19 protein-coding genes and 4 pseudogenes are annotated in these 18,845 nt (G+C 38.5%); 8 read left to right on the plus strand and 15 right to left on the minus strand.

Features of this window, described 5'->3' with window-relative positions:
• The first annotated feature begins 166 nt into the window (after positions 1-166).
• Both MWM02_RS16165 and MWM02_RS16170 read left to right on the plus strand, forming a co-directional pair.
• A complete protein-coding gene (locus MWM02_RS16165) occupies positions 167-688 on the plus strand; it encodes a DUF2243 domain-containing protein (RefSeq protein WP_064550761.1) in 522 nt (173 codons plus the stop codon).
• Positions 675-1,508, plus strand: coding sequence for a cytochrome c oxidase assembly protein (locus MWM02_RS16170; protein ID WP_244402448.1), 834 nt, complete (start codon positions 675-677; stop codon positions 1,506-1,508). Before MWM02_RS16165 ends, MWM02_RS16170 begins: the two co-directional genes overlap by 14 nt.
• A 293-nt stretch (positions 1,509-1,801) precedes the next feature.
• Here MWM02_RS16170 and MWM02_RS16175 read toward each other — a convergent pair whose 3' ends face one another.
• The 6 genes from MWM02_RS16175 to MWM02_RS19425 form a co-directional block, all read right to left on the minus strand.
• Positions 1,802-2,050, minus strand: a complete 249-nt coding sequence (locus MWM02_RS16175; RefSeq protein WP_244402449.1) for a WGxxGxxG family protein — start codon at positions 2,048-2,050, stop codon at positions 1,802-1,804.
• A gap of 375 nt (positions 2,051-2,425) precedes the next feature.
• Positions 2,426-2,938 carry a DUF3231 family protein gene (locus tag MWM02_RS16180; RefSeq protein WP_064550757.1) on the minus strand — a complete coding sequence of 171 codons (513 nt, stop codon included), beginning with the start codon at positions 2,936-2,938 and terminating at the stop codon, positions 2,426-2,428.
• A gap of 224 nt (positions 2,939-3,162) precedes the next feature.
• Positions 3,163-3,285, minus strand: coding sequence for an ArpU family phage packaging/lysis transcriptional regulator (locus MWM02_RS19710; RefSeq protein WP_481861560.1), 123 nt, complete (start codon positions 3,283-3,285; stop codon positions 3,163-3,165).
• Complete coding sequence (locus MWM02_RS19500; protein WP_346015921.1) at positions 3,275-3,511, minus strand: ArpU family phage packaging/lysis transcriptional regulator; 237 nt, start codon at positions 3,509-3,511, stop codon at positions 3,275-3,277. Before MWM02_RS19500 ends, MWM02_RS19710 begins: the two co-directional genes overlap by 11 nt.
• A 437-nt stretch (positions 3,512-3,948) precedes the next feature.
• Positions 3,949-4,833, minus strand: coding sequence for a YitT family protein (locus tag MWM02_RS16190; RefSeq protein WP_244402450.1), 885 nt, complete (start codon positions 4,831-4,833; stop codon positions 3,949-3,951).
• 901 nt (positions 4,834-5,734) lie between these two features.
• On the minus strand, positions 5,735-5,857 hold the full coding sequence (locus MWM02_RS19425) for a hypothetical protein (protein WP_256462191.1): 123 nt from the start codon (positions 5,855-5,857) through the stop codon (positions 5,735-5,737).
• 238 nt (positions 5,858-6,095) lie between these two features.
• Between MWM02_RS19425 and MWM02_RS16195 the strand changes: the two genes are divergently transcribed.
• A complete protein-coding gene (locus MWM02_RS16195) occupies positions 6,096-6,185 on the plus strand; it encodes a YjcZ family sporulation protein (protein ID WP_099458886.1) in 90 nt (29 codons plus the stop codon).
• Between the two features lie 605 nt (positions 6,186-6,790).
• A complete protein-coding gene (locus MWM02_RS16200; RefSeq protein ID WP_244403639.1) occupies positions 6,791-7,150 on the plus strand; it encodes a response regulator in 360 nt (119 codons plus the stop codon).
• 438 nt (positions 7,151-7,588) lie between these two features.
• On the opposite strand, the gene MWM02_RS16205 is transcribed toward MWM02_RS16200, so the two are convergent.
• The 4 genes and pseudogenes from MWM02_RS16205 to MWM02_RS16215 all read right to left on the minus strand — a co-directional run bounded on the left by MWM02_RS16205 (position 7,589) and on the right by MWM02_RS16215 (position 8,648).
• Positions 7,589-7,774, minus strand: a complete 186-nt coding sequence (locus MWM02_RS16205) for a hypothetical protein (RefSeq protein ID WP_064550754.1) — start codon at positions 7,772-7,774, stop codon at positions 7,589-7,591.
• A gap of 153 nt (positions 7,775-7,927) precedes the next feature.
• Positions 7,928-8,059 (minus strand): hypothetical protein, encoded by a 132-nt coding sequence (locus MWM02_RS19430; protein ID WP_256462192.1) that lies wholly within the window; start codon positions 8,057-8,059, stop codon positions 7,928-7,930.
• Positions 8,060-8,137: 78 nt separating this feature from the next.
• Positions 8,138-8,452, minus strand: a pseudogene (locus MWM02_RS16210) (tyrosine-type recombinase/integrase); the annotation flags it as partial.
• 22 nt (positions 8,453-8,474) lie between these two features.
• Positions 8,475-8,648, minus strand: a complete 174-nt coding sequence (locus MWM02_RS16215) for a hypothetical protein (RefSeq protein WP_244402451.1) — start codon at positions 8,646-8,648, stop codon at positions 8,475-8,477.
• A 144-nt stretch (positions 8,649-8,792) separates the two neighbouring features.
• Between MWM02_RS16215 and MWM02_RS16220 the strand changes: the two genes are divergently transcribed.
• The 4 genes from MWM02_RS16220 to MWM02_RS16235 all read left to right on the plus strand — a co-directional run bounded on the left by MWM02_RS16220 (position 8,793) and on the right by MWM02_RS16235 (position 11,606).
• Positions 8,793-8,963, plus strand: a complete 171-nt coding sequence (locus MWM02_RS16220; RefSeq protein ID WP_157778146.1) for a hypothetical protein — start codon at positions 8,793-8,795, stop codon at positions 8,961-8,963.
• Between the two features lie 140 nt (positions 8,964-9,103).
• Positions 9,104-9,436, plus strand: a complete 333-nt coding sequence (locus tag MWM02_RS16225; protein WP_244402452.1) for a hypothetical protein — start codon at positions 9,104-9,106, stop codon at positions 9,434-9,436.
• A gap of 74 nt (positions 9,437-9,510) precedes the next feature.
• On the plus strand, positions 9,511-9,786 hold the full coding sequence (locus MWM02_RS16230; RefSeq protein WP_232509520.1) for a hypothetical protein: 276 nt from the start codon (positions 9,511-9,513) through the stop codon (positions 9,784-9,786).
• A gap of 266 nt (positions 9,787-10,052) precedes the next feature.
• Positions 10,053-11,606 carry a recombinase family protein gene (locus tag MWM02_RS16235; RefSeq protein ID WP_244403640.1) on the plus strand — a complete coding sequence of 518 codons (1,554 nt, stop codon included), beginning with the start codon at positions 10,053-10,055 and terminating at the stop codon, positions 11,604-11,606.
• A gap of 40 nt (positions 11,607-11,646) precedes the next feature.
• On the opposite strand, the gene MWM02_RS16240 is transcribed toward MWM02_RS16235, so the two are convergent.
• The 5 genes and pseudogenes from MWM02_RS16240 to MWM02_RS16265 form a co-directional block, all read right to left on the minus strand.
• Positions 11,647-12,741 (minus strand): Fic family protein, encoded by a 1,095-nt coding sequence (locus MWM02_RS16240; RefSeq protein ID WP_346015949.1) that lies wholly within the window; start codon positions 12,739-12,741, stop codon positions 11,647-11,649.
• Between the two features lie 188 nt (positions 12,742-12,929).
• Positions 12,930-13,949 (minus strand): annotated as a pseudogene (gene yhbH / locus MWM02_RS16245) (sporulation protein YhbH); the annotation flags it as partial.
• Between the two features lie 468 nt (positions 13,950-14,417).
• Positions 14,418-15,908, minus strand: a pseudogene (locus MWM02_RS16250) (PrkA family serine protein kinase); the annotation flags it as partial.
• A gap of 1,119 nt (positions 15,909-17,027) precedes the next feature.
• Positions 17,028-17,363 carry a L,D-transpeptidase gene (locus MWM02_RS16255; RefSeq protein ID WP_064550749.1) on the minus strand — a complete coding sequence of 112 codons (336 nt, stop codon included), beginning with the start codon at positions 17,361-17,363 and terminating at the stop codon, positions 17,028-17,030.
• A gap of 923 nt (positions 17,364-18,286) precedes the next feature.
• Positions 18,287-18,571: pseudogene (locus tag MWM02_RS16265) on the minus strand (N-acetyltransferase family protein); the annotation flags it as partial.
• Positions 18,572-18,845 lie beyond the last annotated feature (274 nt).

Genomic DNA, 18,845 nt, shown 5'->3' on the forward strand with positions numbered 1-18,845 from the left:
TCCTGTCACTATGTTTTCTACGTAATTTATTTGTTCTGTTTATTTATATGGGCAATTTTCCTGCTGATCTTGATTATAACTTGTTTATTTTGGGAAAGATGGGGGAAGAAACGATGTGAAGGTGCAAGTGTGGAATAGAGCTCATATGCACGAAGGAGAGGATCATATGACTGCTGAAAACGTGAATTTAAAAAATCATTCAAATTATGCAACTCGCTCTGCATACTCGGCTCGTAATCTATGGTCGGGCTTCCTGTTCGGCATCGGCCTAGTAGCCTTTATCGATGAAACTGTCTTTCATCAACTACTGCATTGGCATCATTTTTATGACAAGTCCACGACCGATATTGGACTGGTCTCAGATGGTCTGTTTCACGCTTTTAGTTGGTTTGCGACAATCGGGTCCTCGTTTATGTTCGCCGATCTTCACCGACGAAACGCATTTTGGCTCACTAGGTGGTGGGGAGGGGTGCTGCTCGGAGCAGGAATATTCCAGTTATACGACGGCACAATCCAGCACAAGCTAATGCGGTTGCACCAAATTCGCTACAATGTGAATATTCTCCCCTATGACTTGACATGGAATATCATTGCCATTGCCATGATTGTAGCCGGTACCATCCTCATTATTCGCACACGACGCAGATCACAACAACCGGGAGAGACTATTTCATATGAGTATCAATAATCACATTCATCACGGCGATGGAACTCATATTTATCACGGAGATGGGATAATATCCCAGTCACTCTTGGCACTACCGTTTGTACTAATATTGGTTATGTATATCCTTGCTGCGTTCGTATCCAGTCGCCGCCACAAACAATGGCCGCTATACCGTACTGCCTTCTGGACTTTCGGAGTTCTCTGCGCGGCTTCCACAGTTGTCGGACCCCTAGCGAATCGTGCCCATATGGATTTCACAGCGCACATGATCGGTCATTTGCTCCTTGGAATGCTTGCTCCACTCCTTATGGTGCTAGCTGCACCTATGACTCTTGTCCTGCGAACACTCAATGTGACTCTAGCCCGGCGTCTTTCGCGTGTTCTGAAGAGTTGGCCAGTTCGTATTCTTAGTGATCCAATTGTCGCATCCTTCCTCAATGTTGGAGGGCTATGGATACTCTATACGACCGACTTATACGCGGCGATGCAGAAAAATATTCTTCTTCATGTGTTGATACACATACATGTATTCTTTGCCGGCTACCTCTTCACAGTGTCCATGATTTATATTGACCCGACACCACATAGGTCTAGCTTCGTCTACCGTGCAATTGTGTTGGTGATTGCTTTAGCTGGCCACGGCATCTTATCCAAGTACATCTATGCTCAACCACCTAATGGCGTGCCCGCAACACAGGCGGAAATTGGAGGAATGCTAATGTACTACGGTGGCGACGCCATTGACGTTGTTCTTATCTTCATACTTTGCTTTCAATGGTTTAGAGCCGCCCGGCCTCGAGTATCGTTGGCCATGAATAAGTACTCGGAAATATCAAATTAATTAATATTGATGTTGATTTTTCTGATTATCTGATACGGGTTAAGGAAAGAAAATCAAAGACCATAGTGTCCCTTTTCCATTACATTCAAAGAATTACTGACTAGGCATAATAGCGGTATATCAACCTTCCGCTGAAGGCACAATTGGTGGAGTAACAAAAGCCCAATTTCTCATTGCTATGACGGAAAAATTGGGCTTTTTAATTTGATGACAAACTCAACCGGGTGAGTTTGTCTTTTTTCAGTATATTAGCTTTAAAAAGATTGAAAAGATCAATTTATTAATTATCGGTTCTAATCTCTTCTGTCATTTCTTCTTAACCCTAACAGTCCTGCTAAACCAACTAAACCAATCCAACCCCAATCTGTATCGTTATCGTCATCATCATTGTTATCAGCAACGCCCGCATTTTGAGCCATGTGAGTTATTTTGTTTGTATTGTTATCGATGTCAATGTTGTTATTTTGAGCATTAACAGCTATCTCACAAAGCATTAATGTAATTGATAGAGCACAAAGTGAATGGAGAATTTTTTTTAACACGGTTTTCACCTCCTTTTAATAACTGTTAACTTTAATATGTCCAATCAAAAAAACAATTATTCTGTAGATATAAAGGAGCTGTTTAGGGGTTATTTTGAAACAACTTATTCAACAAACAAATGCGTTACTTCAAGAACAAGGAAGTAACGCTTGACCGCAGACGCAAGAAGAGGAGCAATCAATCGCATTTACAAGGCATAGATCGTTCTACAAAAGAAGGGGGAAAGTAATTATTATCAAATGGGTTAAGGCAGAGATTGACGATTACTTTGTTATTCCACTAACAGGGAGTGATATTTCAATAAGACATATAAAATGAATATAACAGAGCCAATCATGAAAAAGTAAAAGCTTGCGGCATCGCAAGCTTTTAGATTAACAATCCGAACTTTTCACATTGAGCGGCGGTGGAACCAGCCAACCTTTTTCTTTGTTCATTCTAAGCAATGTAGCACCATATTGCGCTTTTTTCATGTGAAATTGACCATACATTAAAGCAATATCTTCCCTGATGCACTGCCCCATAATTGTACTACATGCCACTAAACCGGCTGCAATATCTTTACTAAGCATTGCAGCAATTTCCGGGTCAGTAAATCTCGCACCTGCAGGAATATCTTCCAAACATGCTTTTGGCCGTTCTGGCGGTGATGGCGGAAGTGCTATTCCATTTTCTTTTAACAAGTTTTCTGTTTCTTGTATTTCCGGTTTTAGAACGTTTTCGATACTATCCTCAATAAAATTTTTTAAATCCTCATCACCTGTGTGGTTGAGTAGTGTTTGATATCCGGCTACTAGCCCTTTAGACATTAGTAAATACGACCATACACCAAATATTTCTCCGTAGTGCATCGGCTCTTCTTTTGGATTACCGCTTAAAATTCCCATAATAACCCTCCTAAAAACATAATATCACCTTTTCTTTAAATAATATGGATGGATTGAAATACAATTATGCAAAAAAAATGAAGTTTTTCAAAAAGCTTATTGCGTTATTGGAAAAACAGTGTAATTTTGTACGAAAACCGCTGACGGTGGTACCGTCAAGAAGCTGGTGTAATGCATGTAGAGTAGATCAACCTTTTCTGGACCACGAATCGGCTGCACAAAGTTCATGATTTATACACCTCGATTCTGAGAGCAAAAGCGAGTTTATAAAATGCCCGCGATTTGATGCGATAATACTTCCGCTCGCTCATGCCCAGGTCATTGTAAACTTCGTAATCAATATACATCGTCTTCAGTCATATAACGCCGGATAAGGATCGCACGTTCCCAATAACCTAAGCGATTCACTGCCATTGCTACCCGCTTAATATATTCGCTGCGTTCCCGCTCATAGTCAGAATTACTAATATCCCTTTCTTCGGTTGAGGAATGGAATTTGTTTGTATTGGAAGGAGGAACGAGCGAATAGTGTTGAGTTACTCTCGGCAGTTGATCCAATCGTAATGTAAGCAAATAGATACGATACTTTTCTAATGCCGCTTCAACCGCTTTTTTGTCGCTTTGCGATCAATTTCATCTAATGACCTATCCATCTTCTCAACCTCCGAAATGAATGATTACCGCTGGCGAAAAGTGCCGCCTTTGTCACGACAATAAACTGGACGATAAACCCCCATCAGTTCTTTTAATTCCCGCTCGGTGAATCGTTCTTTGAAGCGTTTTGGTTTAGGCTCTTTCTTATTCTGTTCGAAGTATCTTGTTTGCTTTCATCCATTTGTGCAATTGCCGCTGGATGGTCCTCATGACACATTCCTCCCATCATTTTTGCAGCAAAAGAAAAGAGGACACCAATCATACAGAAGTAGACATGCTACTCTGCACAATCAGTGCCCTCACGCTTTCGGTCTTGGACATATTTATTTTTGTTTCCATTATAGAATTTAGTAATATTAATGAATATCTCTTTTCTTAAAACGTCCACCACGTACTTCAGCCATATCTGCTATAGCTAAAAAAGCATTTGGGTCATTTTCTTCGACAATTTCTTTAAGTTTGGCTTCCTCAAGACGGGTAATCACACAAAATATCACTTTTTTATCGTCACCAGAGAATGCTCCTTCTCCGCTCAAATATGTAACACCGCGCCCTAATCGGTTCATGATAGCATCCCCAATAGCTTCAGAATTATCGCTAATAATCCATGCCGACTTCGATTCATCTAATCCTTTAATGACAACATCAATCGTTTTAAAAGCAATCACATAGGCTAAAATTGAATACATCGCTCTATCCCAAGTGAAAACAAATCCGGCAGCACCTAGAATGAAGATATTAAAAAACATGATGATCTCGCCAACGGAAAAAGGGAATTTTTTGTTGATGAGTATAGCGAGTATTTCCGTGCCATCCAAAGCACCACCATAACGAATGACAAGGCCTACTCCTGTACCCAGAATCATTCCGCCAAAAATGGTAGCTAATAAAATGTCTTCTGTGAAGGCTGGAACAGGATGAAACAGAGAGGTAAAAACGGATAAAACGATAATCCCAAACAATGTGGAGATAGCAAAAGTTTTTCCAATTTGTTTATAACCCATAAAAAAGAACGGAAGGTTTAAAAGAAAAATAAAAATTCCAAGAGGAAAACCCGTAATGTGCGAAAGCATAATTGAAATACCTGTTATGCCTCCATCAATAACGTTATTAGGGACTAAAAAGATTTCAAGTCCTACTGCCATTAGAACAGCCCCGATGAAAATAGCAGTTGCCCTTTTAATGATTTTAGCTTTAGATAACCGTTGATGTTGAATCTGCGCTTTGCTCAATTCAGCCAATGCTTTTCCTCCTTATTTTTATAAAATGATTCTGTATATTTTTTATTATAACAAAAACGCATAATGATGTTGAAAGAGATGCACGAATTTAAATATATTCAGGATGCTCTTATGTTTTTCTTGATCGGGTGTTAGATAATTAAGCTCATTATTATAAGTTCCAGACTTTAAAAGTTTAATCATAAGCACGGTTATAATTAAGTTAAGTATAATGCTGTTAAGCATTATTACTTACTAATAAAATTCCTTCTACTTTGTATAACAGCCTCACAAAAATAAACTCCTTTGGAAACATAACTGTCATTTTGCTTCCTCATTCCTTTGTCCGTTTATTCTTGAGAGTGTAAATTAGTTTCCCAATAAGCATGTGGACGAACATGTCGACATATCTTTTACATAACACCAAAAAAGGAGGGTATCAGGTAATGTCTCCAATTGAACTTTTCGCATGGACATTATCATCTATCTTAGGGATTGGCTTCATTATTTCTTTAGTGGTAGTATCAAGAAAACCGAGATACATTGCTGAAATGGAACATAAAAAGCCTGGTCCCCTGAATAAAACAAACGCGATTCTTAGGAAACATAATTGAGTCATTGTTTCCAAGCTGGGAGAAGTCCTAGCTTTTATTTTTTGTATTAAACACTTCAATAGTGGAAACAAATCTTAATGGAACAAGGTCAAATTCCACCCGCTTAAAGAATCATTTAATTCCCCGAAAATAACCTTGTTCCTTTTTTGATTATTTTTCTGCAACAATCACTGTTGCGTTATAAATCAAAACACGTTTTCCATTTATATCGAATTTGATTTTGTTACCGTATTTATCGGCTTGAACACAAATTTCCCTTCATATCGCTTATTACATTCCATTTGCATCATAGACTGTAGCGACTCGATTCAATCCTCCCCAGTTGGAATCGATGTCTTTCGCAGCCCTTTTGAACGATTCGCTGCAACTGCTAAACTTGTCAATGCAAGTCCTAAAACCAACATTCCTGCTAATTTATTTTTCTTCATCATTTACATTTACTCCTCCGTATCTATTTTGTTCCCTAAATGTGTTCTTCGGTCTCTTTCTGCACCTGGTTCACACCATATCATCTCCCGTTTCAACAAAATGCTAAACTGATCCATCGTTTTTTATTACCTGTACATTCGTTTAATTCTTCCAATAAACAAAATTTAGATGTTTGTCCTATACATGCTCGCTATGTTTCCCATAGGATGTACTATCCATGTAACACAGGAGGTGCACAAAATGTCAGGTGGCTATGGATTCAGCTTTGCTTTTATTGTTGTGCTGTTTATCCTTTTAATTATTGTTGGATGCAGTTGTTTCTTTTGGTAGTTACTAATTAGAGTACGTTTAAATGTTTTATAGGATGGATCATATAGATTCGTCCTTTTTTTTATTCATTTATTTTTTTCATTCTTTACTTATAAATAACTTGGGCAACACAATTGCTATTTTATTTCATATGTCGTACTGCGAATTAACTTATCGGGAAATTTCCTTTACTTCTCTTATTCGATAATTTGCTGTTTCTGGATTCAATCGAATTTTTTCTTCAGCATCCTTTATGCTATCTGCATTTACCTCTGTACGAAAAATCCCTCGCATTGGAGGTATTTCGTACACAACTGCAAAATTCCATACAATCCCCTTCGCTTCATATGTCTAATGTGAAATAAAATGCTTATTTTTTCCCCTAGATTTACAGTGCTATCCTTCCCAACATTCTTTTAATTTTTTATAAAATTTTTAATAAATAAAAATCTGGCGTTTTTAATAATTTGTGTTAAACTTTGCTAAGGGCAAATTTGTCAAAAGTAAGAGATGAAAATCCACAGACCTACGACAACTGTGTTATGATAGCAAGATTGCACATTTTTACAACAAGAGGATTCCCTTTTGCTAATTTGCCTTATTACTTAGCGAAAGGTGATTTTAAATTGTTTAAAACTATATTAATTGCTGACGATTCAAGGTTTATGCGAATTTTATTAAAGAATCTCTTAAACGATAATGGTTACCAAGTTGTTGCTGAGGCCTCGGATGGTAGTAGCGCTGTATCTCTTTATAAAGAAAAAACACCTGACATTGTTATACTCGACTTAACCATGTCTATCATGAACGGGTTAGATGCTTTAAAAAATATTTTAAAATGGGACCCAAAAGCAAAAGTAATAATTTATTCAGCAATGGGGCAAAAAAGGTTAATTATTGATGCTATTGAAATAGGCGCTAAGGATTTCATCATCAAGCCTTATTTTAATGAATTAATTCCAGCTTTAAATAAATTGTATTGGTGATTAAGCACTTCTTTTAGAAGTGCTTTTCACAATATCGTAGGAGCGTGTATCAATCAATTCCTTCCCATCCGCCATCTAGTTGTTCCTTTCTCCATTGCTCATATTGTCGTCATATCATTATCAAATTTCACGGTTTCTTCCCTTTTTGCAACCAAACTAAGTTCCATGGATAAAGTGAATCTAACTTTTCTCACATTTTTCACTCCTTTACACCATGCGTCTGCTAGATAACTTTTTTGAACTGCGCAGTAAATAGATTACATACGCAGTTCGTATTAATTACTTTTCATGTTTTTTCTCATTTCAAGATGTTCAATTAATTCTGCATTGTAAAAACGAAAGTATTGAATGAATCATCTTTTCTTTATTTTCCCCATCTTAATTTACCTCCTTTTATTTCGCATTATTTCTGCTGCGCAATAGAATGCCTTATTGTGTTTAATAACCATCGAATTCCGGCAATGCTTCAAAATCGCTGACCGTCATATGTTTAATAATGATCTTGTAATCTTGAAAAATTGTATATTCACTATCAACAAGATCGTTTAGCTGCAAACTGTCGACAAGGAAATTTGCAAACGTTTCTAACTGGTCATTGCTTATTGTGATCAGCGACAAATTCATTTAATATTTCTTCAACGCATTCACGAGCACTAGTTCCAGTAGTTCCTTGCCCTGCTGGCAAAATTGGAGTAAAGGTTTTTATCTTAATTAGTGCTATACATAAACTTTTTATCCTCCTTATTAGGAGACACAATTACTCTTGTGTTTCCTTTACTACTCTAAAAACTCGTAAATATCTGTTTGCCCTTCCGGAACGACGAACTGCTGCGCTTTTGCTTGAATGCGCAATTCTCCAGAAGACAATTCGCAAAGTGCTTTATCTGTCTTGCAAACCGGGCACTGCAAGAGATGATGTTCTTCAAAGTTTTGCGAAACGGCGAATAAAACATCGCAATCTTTATACTGATTTCACAATTGAGCCCCCTATAAATTGAAATCATCAACCGTTTTATCGATGATGTCTTGGTTAATGCCGATATAGCGCAATGTAACCGACGGATATGAATGGTTAAATATCTTCTGCAGCAACGCCACATCCTTCGTACGCTGATAAAAATGGTACCCGGACGTTTTTCGAAGGGTGTGGGTGCCGATCTCTAAGATGCCGTCTCTCTTTGCTGCGCGGTTTAATATCTTATAAGCTTGTATTCTTTTAATCGGGAGCGGCGAGCGGAGGGAGCGGAATAAGTAATCTTCATCATCCATGTCAGCAGTGTAAGAAAGGATGTGTTGCTGCATCTCCCGATTAAATTAGAGGACTTTAATTGAATTCTTTTGGTCGGTAGCAATCGATAACCGCCTGGGCGATCTGTTTCAAAATGGGATTTCCCTTTTCCCATTCCTTTTCGAACCACTCTTTCCGTTCTTGAGCGCTCATAAGTACCAACGGGGAGTGAATAATAACAGTCGTGTTGCCGTATTTGAATTCCTTCATGCCCGCATTCCCCCTTTGTTCATGTTTATGCGGAGCATGGGAATCATTTGCTGACATTCTGATGTTACCTCACATATGGAAACAGTTTTGTATGATTTTCCTCTTTCCTGTCGAATGTTTTCCAACAGGAAGGAGGTGGAAATAATGTATTATTACAAAAGCCCAATTGTTCCAATGTACATCAAATACGATCAATTAAATAAAAAATATTTACTGATTATCAACGGTATCGGATATGGACACTATCTGTCCCCAACGCAGCTGCTGATGACGCATTTTGCCATGCAACTTGCTGCTTTAAGTTGGACAAATTAGACGGCTCAATTCCCTGATGTTCCAACTGATATTGCAGAATGGCAAAAGATTTAGACTATAGTCCTTTGATCTTAACGGTGTGATGAAGAAATCTGATCGAGTTTTCACAAGCTTCTCCAGATAAGGAGGACGAAAATTTTATGTATGAAATTAAGGAAGTATTGGAAAAGTTAAATGATACAAACCATCGTATTGGCAAGCTTGAAACTGCCATGGCTGTTATTGAGGAAAGAACTAAAAAATTAGATAACTTACCAGCCAAATCCGAAATGCAAAAACTCATATATGAGGCACTCAAAAACAAACCGGATGAAAATAAAGTAAAGGTTTTAATAGATGAAGCTTTCTCCTCTAAGAAAATCGCAACAGAAACAATCGTCGAAAACCAAATAATAAAATCAAGAAATATCATTATTATTTGGACGATCGGCATTATAATAGCAGCTACAGGAATTATCATTAAATTTGTCTAGTGCCTTTAAGGGTTTTTTCTTTTTATCGCCAACCCAAACATTCGTTCTTATAATCCCCTTAGGAAGGGGACAATATGGAGCTACGCCGCTACTACACAACAGCGTTGGAGGGTTGGGTGACCAGATTTTATACAAGACTAAAGATTTTTCGCCCAGAAGATATTAATCCGTTAATAATTTCAAGAAAATTAAGCATTTTTCTGCATGAAAGGCCATCTCCTTCCACTCACCAAGTTGTAGGGCGATTCCGTTTCATTGCCATCGATTCGCGTCTTTCTCAAGAAGAAAAACGTGAGGCTTTCTTCCAGAACTATGCCACATTTTACGACATGTCGGTGTACAGAGTATGATGCCAGAGGCTTTTCGTGAGCTGCAAGAACGAGATGCAAACCATTTTAAATATGCTGCTATTCCTTGTCATATGTTGAGATTCATTAAGTGGAACGAGCCATACATAATTGAGCATATGCCGAATATGTTTAAGGTAACACCTAAATTATGTGAAGAGCGTTTGATTCAAATTCGAAACCGTACCCTAATTAAGCAGTATTCCAATTTTTGGACTATTTCTTTTTATTGTGTATGGTCGGTTATCTACTTGTGTAGAGGTGATGTTATGTACAGACCAACGAACCTCGATATCTTTATTTACCTCCGCAAAAGCCGCAAAGACATTGAAGAAGAAAAAAAGGCAGCCGAAACGGGCACATCCTACGATACCTTGCAACGGCATCGTGATACGTTGCTGGCTGTTGTGCGTAAAGAAGGACACAACATCATCGACATCTTTGAGGAAGTCGTCTCCGGAGAATCAATTGCTGAACGTCCAGAAATCCAAAAACTCCTGCGTCAAGTGGAAACAGGAATCGCCGACGCTGTTCTTGTGATGGACATCGACCGCCTTGGCCGCGGTGATATGCTAGACCAAGGAATTTTAGACCGTGCATTCCGCTACTCCGGGACTAAAATCATCACTCCTACAGAAGTTTATGATCCAGAAAGTGAAACATGGGAACTTGTTTTTGGAATCAAGTCCCTTATCGCCCGTGAAGAGTTAAAAACCATTTCGAAGCGTATGCAACGCGGCCGTCGTGCATCCGCAGCAGAAGGAAAATCTATCTCGAAGAAGCCGCCGTATGGCTACCTTCGTGACGAAAATCTCAAGCTGCGCCCTGATCCGGAAACCGCATGGGTAGTCGTGAAAATCTTCGAGATGATGCGAGATGGATATGGCCGGCAGGCGATTGCGGCAGAATTGGACAGACTTGGAGCAAAACCGCCGAACGAAAAACGTGACTTTTGGTCACCGTCAACTATCACAGCGATTGTGACAAACGAAGTTTACATGGGCCATATCATTTGGGGAAAAGTACGGTATGTAAAACAAAATGGGAAATATGTGCGCAAAAAAATGCCCCCAGAGCGCTGGTATGTGAAAGAAAATGCACATGAACCGCTCGTGTCAAAAGAGCTTTGGGAAGCCGCCAATAAAGCTTACAAAAGTCGTTGGCGTCCTTCTACAGTTGAAAGCAAATCGCTTGCAAACCCTCTTGCTGGAATTCTGAAATGCGAAATTTGTGGTTTTACGATGTGGTATCAACCGCGCCCTGATCGCCCTAACGATATGATTCGTTGTGCGAATCCAAAATGTAAAGGTGTACAAAAAGGGGCGTTACTCCCTCTTGTTGAGGAAAGAATTTTGCAATCACTTGCTGAATTTATCGATCAATTTGAAGTTCAGGAACAAATGATAGAGAAAAGAGAAAGTCCATCTGTCATCCCTCTTAAACAAAAGGCGCTTGAGAAAAAAGAAAAAGAACTGAAAGAGCTGAACGTTCAAAAAAGCAATCTCCACGACTTCTTAGAACGTGGAATTTACACTGTAGAAGTATTTCTGGAACGGCAGCAAAACATTGTGCAGCGTACCAAACAGATACAAGAAGAAATTGAGCAGCTGAAACAAGAGATAGAAAAAGAACAACTCAAGGAAAAGAACATCAACGAGTATGTTCCAACCGTCAAAAAGGTGTTAGAGGCATATCGTAGTACGGACGATGTTGAAAAGAAAAATCACCTCCTCAAATCGGTGCTTGAGAAAGCGACGTACTTGCGTAAACCAGAATGGACGAAAAAGGATCAGTTTGTAATCCAGCTTTACCCTAAGATATAACAAAACCGTTGAGAGTTCAAGTTTCTCAACGGCTTTTTTCTTATCGAAGTTTATCAAGAAGGTTATAATAGTAATATGTTTTGGAGCGGGTTCTTCCGTCTGAGAAAATAATTCTTTGATCTTCCAATTTGTTTAGATATCTCCTAATCGTTCCCTCTGATAAACCAGTTAGATTAGACATGGTTTTGGCCGTAAATATTGGTCTTTGGAACATTACATCGATTACAGTACGAATATTGCTACTATTAACAATGGAACTTGCTCTTTCCAAATCTTCCTCATATAGTTCATTCACTTCTTCAATTAAGCGAACATTTTTCTTAGCTTGAATGCTAATGCATTCTAAGAAGAATTTAATCCATTGCGTCCAATCGCCTTTATAGCGAGTGTCATTTAAATACCGATAATATTTATGCTTATCTCTTTCTAAAACATCACTAATAAAAAAGCTTGGATAGTCAATTACACCTTTATTGTACAAATAAAGAGGTATTAAAATCCTACCTATTCTGCCGTTTCCATCAAAAAATGGGTGGATAGTTTCAAATTGCGCGTGAATAATCGCAATCCTTACTAATTCATCGTAATCATCTTGAGGATCGTTTATATACTTTTCTAAATTGGACATATAGTCATTCACAAGCTGCGGTTCTGGAGGAATATAGGTAGCTGTTTCAATAGTGCATCCTTCAGGCCCAAGAAAGTTTTGAATTTTTCTGTACTCCCCTGGCGAACGATTGGAGCCCCTTACATTGTTCGATAACAATGTTTTATGCATTAATTTAAAAAGGCGCGTAGAGATAGGAATACTTTTTAAAGCATCCATTCCTTCCATTAATGCTTTATAGTAGTTCAGCGCCTCTTGAATATCCTTATTTGCTTTTTTAGTTCGGGCCTCTGCCTCCATTACTTCGTCTAACGTAACTTGGATACCCTCAATTTTTGTAGATTGAACCGCTTCCTTAAGCATTACTGGTCTTAGCAAAAACTGAGGATGTAATTTAGAATTTCTTAACATTGTTTGGTATTCCACAATGCTCTTATTTGCTTCGATTAACTCATGAATAAATTCAAGCTGGTTTACGACTTCTTCCTTTAATGGTAACATTAAAGGAACGAAAGGTTTTAACCTTATGTCTCATTACCCCTTACGATCATTTTTATTATATTTTGTTCGTTAATAATATAATAAATATATACTATTTACAATCATTTATTCCTTTTTTTGAATTTAATTATACATTTTCATCACTTATTTGTTAAGAAAAAAGGCTTCTGCCTGAAACAGAAGCCTTCTTAATATTAGAGTATATAGGGTGTATAGTTGTACTGATTTACTTCCCCATAACCAAACATGTTTGACACTTTTATTAATTCTTGAACAAGCTTGACGCAGCGGGCGTTATCCGATGTCAAGTTGTCTCCATCAGAAAAGTGGAACGGATAAATATTGTAGCGCGATGGCGAATATTTCGTTTCAATGAGTTCGAGAGCTTTTCGATAGGCGGAAGAACAAATCGTGCCCCCGCTTTCCCCTTTGGTAAAAAACTCATCTTCAGTAACCACTTTTGCTTCGGTATGATGGGCGATAAATGCGATTTCCACCGTTTCATATTTTGTACGCAAAAAACGGGTCATCCAAAAGAAGAAACTGCGCGCCATATATTTTTCCCACAGCCCCATTGAGCCGCTTGTATCCATCATCGCAAGAACAACAGCTTTCGATTCTGGTTTTACCACTTCGTTCCACGTTCTAAATTTTAAGTCTTCACGATAAATCGGATAAAAACTTGGATTGCCATTCATCGCATTTCTTTTAAATGCCGCGAGCATCGTTCGTTTTTTGTCAATATTCCCCATCAGACCAGTACGGCGAATGTCGTTAAATTCGATATGTTGCGCCACGTTTTGGTCCGCTTCTTTCCGCTGCAAATTTGGCAGCTCCAATTGGCTGAATAACGCTTCTTCTAGTTCCATTAGCGATACTTCCGCTTCGTAATAATCTTGCCCAGGCAAGTCTCCCGCTCCTTGCCCTTTTCCAGGACCTTGTCCCTCCTCTGCTCCATCCCTTGCGACAATATCGCCGATTTGGCTTTCTCCGCTTCCTTGACCAACATGTTTGTTTTTCTCGTAATTATAACGGATTTTATATTCATCCAGCGAACGAATCGGAATTTTAATGACATCACGCCCGTTTGACATAATGATGCTTTCTTCTGTAATTAAATCCGGCAAATTGTTTTTAATCGCTTCCTTTACTTTTTCTTGATGGCGTTTTTGGTCATCGTGTCCTTTCCGATGGAGGGACCAGTCTTCTTTCGATACAACAAAGTTTCCTTTCATATTCCCCCTCCTCATCAAATGTTTTCACATTTTTCCACTTTGAGCATATACTTATGTTGGCGCCATAAAAACGTAATGAATCAATGACAGTTTGTTTACTCTATCCTATGCAAAAAAGCGAAATAATTGACAAATTATTACGAAAATGAATATGCAAATTTTTGTTGGACAAGCGATCAATCAGCTTCAACCGTGATCATGTCTTAGTGTGCAAAAATTCCCTCTCTGTCCCATCCGCGTCGGATTCCCCAGTAAACAAAATGATGTTTAGACAATTCCCACGATCCCATCCCGACAGTCAAAGATCGCATCCTAGTCATTGTATATAATTTTTCTCTCCGTTCAGTAAACATGGACCACTGGAAAACAAAACTGCGTTTTCTTTTTACACAACAAAGTTTTTTCGTTCGCAGCAACTAAACGCTTCCCCGCTAATCGAGCAAAAAAGCATGCCCAGCATCAGGCATGCTATCGATTTAATAAACTGCCGACATAGCGAAGCAGTTCGTTTGCTGACGTAGAATTATAGCCATATTCATCGATCAAACGCGCCACAACTTCATTAATTTTCTTTAACTGTTGCTCATCCGGAGTTTTGGTGGAAGTGGTTATTTTTACAATATCTTTTAAATCAGCAAATAATTTCTTCTGAATCGCCTCTCGCAACCGTTCATGCGAATTGTAATCAAACTTTTGTCCTTTCCGCGCATAGGCAGAAATGCGAATCAAAATTTCTTCGCGAAACGCCTTCTTCGCGTTTTCCGAAATGCCGATTTGCTCTTCGATCGAGCGCATGAGTTTTTCGTCTGGATTCATTTCCTCCCCTGTCAGCGGATCGCGCAGTTTTGTTTTATTGCAGTACGCCTCCACATTATCCAAATAATTATCCATCAATGTTTTCGCCGATTCCTCATATGAGTAAACGAACGCCTTTTGCACTTCTTGCTTGGCGATTTCGTCGTATTCTTTGCGAACAAGCGAAATAAAATTTAAATATCTCTCTTTATCTTCTTTCGAAATGGACGGATGCTGGTCAAGCCCCTCTTTTAAGGATCGCAATACGTCTAATGCGTTAATCGACGGAACTTCTTTGCGGATAATGCATGAGGAAATGCGGTTAATGACATAGCGGGGATCGATTCCGCTCATTCCTTCATCTGGATGTTCCTTTCTCAATTCCTCGACATCTACTTCATTAAATCCTTCGACCATTTCGCCGTCGTAAAGGCGCATTTTCTTAATTAAATCGACGTCCGGCCGTTTCGATTCTTTCAATCTCGTTAAAATCGTAAACATTGCGGCGATTCGCAGCGTATGCGGAGCAATATGGACATCAGCGACATCGCTTTCGCGAATCATCTTTTCATAAATTCGCTCTTCTTCTGACACGCGCAAATTGTACGGAATCGGCATGACGATGATCCGCGAATGAAGCGCTTCATTCTTTTTGTTCGCGATAAAAGAACGATATTCCGTTTCGTTCGTATGGGCGATAATTAACTCATCAGCGCTAATAAGCGCAAACCGCCCCGCTTTGAAATTTCCTTCTTGCGTCAAAGAAAGCAGATGCCAGAGAAACTTTTCATCGCATTTGAGCATTTCTTGAAATTCCATAATTCCGCGATTCGCTTTGTTTAACTCACCATCAAATCGATAGGCGCGCGGGTCTGATTCTGAACCGTACTGAGCGATAGTTGAAAAATCAATGCTTCCTGTAAGATCGGCAATATCCTGCGATTTTGGGTCCGACGGGCTGAACGTCCCGATGCCGACTCGTTTATTTTCCGAGAAGAAAATTCTCTCGACCATGACATCTTCAATACGCCCACCATATTCCTTTTCCAATCTCATCATGTTTAACGGCGAAAGGTCCCCTTCAATGCGGATCCCGTATTCTTTATAAAAGTCATCGCGCAAGTGATGGGGAATTAAATGGAGGGGGTCTGCGTGCATACGGCAAGTAAACTATAACATTACCAATCTGGCTAAAGAACCGGCAAGCTGCAGTATTCCTATCTGTAATACTTCTTTCAGACTGTTATTTACTTAATAATTATTACATGTTCACCTTTAACTCAAGTTGAGTTTCCTAAATCATACCATCCGTCTTTTTCTGCATACACTTTATAACTTTCACCGCCATAAGCTTTACCTTTATAGCTTCCGTCTGTGGCATTATATACGTTTACACCTATATCACAACTAATATAAAAATTTGCCCAACAGACGCTTGTCGCCAAAGCCGACAATCTGAAGTTTCGCTTGTCGAGGAAAACCTTATCGTCCTGATGAACAACTTCTGAACATGCGGAACAATAAACCAATAATCGCTACACATCTGGATACACGGAACATATAGGCGGTCTTGAAAAGAAGAGAAGAAAAGAATGGAAGAGCTTATGGAACGAATTGCTTTGAAGATTAAATTCCTTTCTAATGAGAAGTGCTTTTTGCTCTTATTAATTGTTTGTACTTCCGTCGTCGACCTCTAATTGTGCAAAAACCCCTAGGAATCGACGGCACTACTTTTTTCTCCTTCTTCCCTACAACTATAAGCATCCCACATATTGACGCAGTTTTCTAAATGGCGTATAACTAGGTGCAGCCATTTCAGGAAAAACGTTGATACATCAACACGTTTTGGGATTGGTATCTTACCTATAAGGAATTGAAATCAGAAACTCTTGTAGCTATTTCTGGTTTACTTATAATGTTGGTATCTTACCTATAAAGAGTTGAAACAATCAAAAAGCATATCTTGATACATCTTTCGTGTAACGTTGATATCTTTAACATGAAAAAGAAGCTGCAAAGTTAGTTCGCGAATGCGGCGTTTGTATCGTACCCATGAGGACTCTGAAACTCTCTACGCCGCCTTTCTCATCGTTAGTTTTATAAAAATAGCATTAAAACGGCATCCATTTTGGATGCCGCAGACTGTAGACAAAAACGCCAAAAAAGAGCATCCGCCTAAGGAAGCAGATGCTTTTTCAATAAAAAAGGGAATACGTTATAATATTTTCCTATTTTTTCAGATAGAATTGGATTTTCATAGAAAATAGAAAAAAATTTAGAACCTCATTTATGAATAGAGACACGTGTTCCAATAGGAACCATTGATGACAATTCCATAACATCACGGTTATACATTCTAATGCATCCATGTGACACATTCTTACCGATAGAAGAAGGGTTGTTTGTTCCATGTATTCCATAATGAGGCTTTGACAACCCCATCCACAATACTCCGAAAGCACCTCCGGGGTTGCGTTGTTTATTGATAATTGTATATACTCCTGAAGGTGTTGGGGTTAACATTTTGCCAACAGCAATGGGATACACTTTTATTAACTTATTACCATCATAAAGTTTTAATTGATGTTTGCTTGTGGATATGTCGATCCAGCGTGCCATAAGACCATCTCCAGATAAAACAATTTAATCTTTTGTATTATTGTATGGAGTTTTTGGATTTTTGCCATTAAATTGTTTTAATTACGAATCAGATTATTTATCCGATTCACCCAAATATATTCTCATTTTGGCGAGCAATATTTATAAATTGATGGAGTGCTTAACTGTGTTGAACTGCGAAGACCCAATTCTTTAGTAAGTACGTCGCAACTTTCCTCTCCATTTTTATACCTTTCTACAGCCATTCTTTTAAATTCTTTTGTACAGTGTTGAATGTTTGTCCTTTTAGCCAAATGAAAATCCCCTCCAAGTACAGTGTAACACCCACACAATTGGTGCGGGCTTTTTACACTGTCTACTTAAAGAGGATATATCAATAAGAAGAGCTCTTTTTTAAGCTCTGTTATCACTGTCGATTTTCGATCAAAAGAAAAACCGCCCATAATAAAATGACAAGAGCGGTTAATTGAACTATCGAATCCGTTAGCCACCCATGCTGCATTTCGCGCACTACAGATTTAGGAAGAATTTCTGTTCTTCCACGGGAGTTGAACAAGTTCATAATTAAATTAACCTCTTCACAAATAAAACTCTATCTTGATTTGGTCCATCATAATCAGCATATACAGAAGCTCCGTCCATTTCTTTATCTCCATTTTTTTCGATTTCAAATTGTTTTTGGCAATTAAAAAATGCATGAAATGGCAAATAAGAATATTCAATGATCTGTATAAAATTTCATACCTGTTGTCGCTTGACATGGAGCCTCTGCGGGCATGCTTTCTGGCAAAGGGGGCAAGCCACAGGACTTTGCAAGGCATATAAGCCTATCATACCCGCCACTCCATGTAAAGCGGTGAATATGCAATAAATTATGCATATCCTTAATTGCCAAACACTACAATTCTTAATTGCCACTAACATTCAAATCCCATTTTTTTATGAATTGCAATGGAAACTTTGTTCACTGGTAAAGTTACACAACGGACGATATTCCGACCATTCTTTTTCACAATATGAAAAAATTCATTGTAAAGTTGTTTTCCAATCCCCTGTTTCCTGTAATCTGGATGAACCCTAACAAAGTGTATATATGGTCTCCCGGATGTTTGGGATAGAAAACCTATCAAAAATCCAGCGATTTTTCCATCTTTTTCGGCAATGAAACTTGTATTTTTAAAATGGTCAAATAATAAAGATGTTGAAATAAATTATTCTTCCATGGGAGTATAAGAGGCCTTTTTTCTTTTAAACAATTCACTGAAAAAACAGATATTTCAGGGGCATTTTCTGGAATGGACTTTCATCCATGATTGGGAGTCGTCGCTGTGGAAATTTGTAGTAGCACTTCTGATGTGTAACGGTGTTTATGTTGATATAACACTATGTACCTATACACACTCCAATATGCTTTATCGAACTTACTAATCAGCTTATGTATAATACCTTTTCATCGTACATTGGGTCCACCTTTAAGCATCA

The organism is Parageobacillus sp. KH3-4 (assembly GCF_022846435.1).
GTDB lineage: Bacteria > Bacillota > Bacilli > Bacillales > Anoxybacillaceae > Parageobacillus > Parageobacillus thermoglucosidasius_A.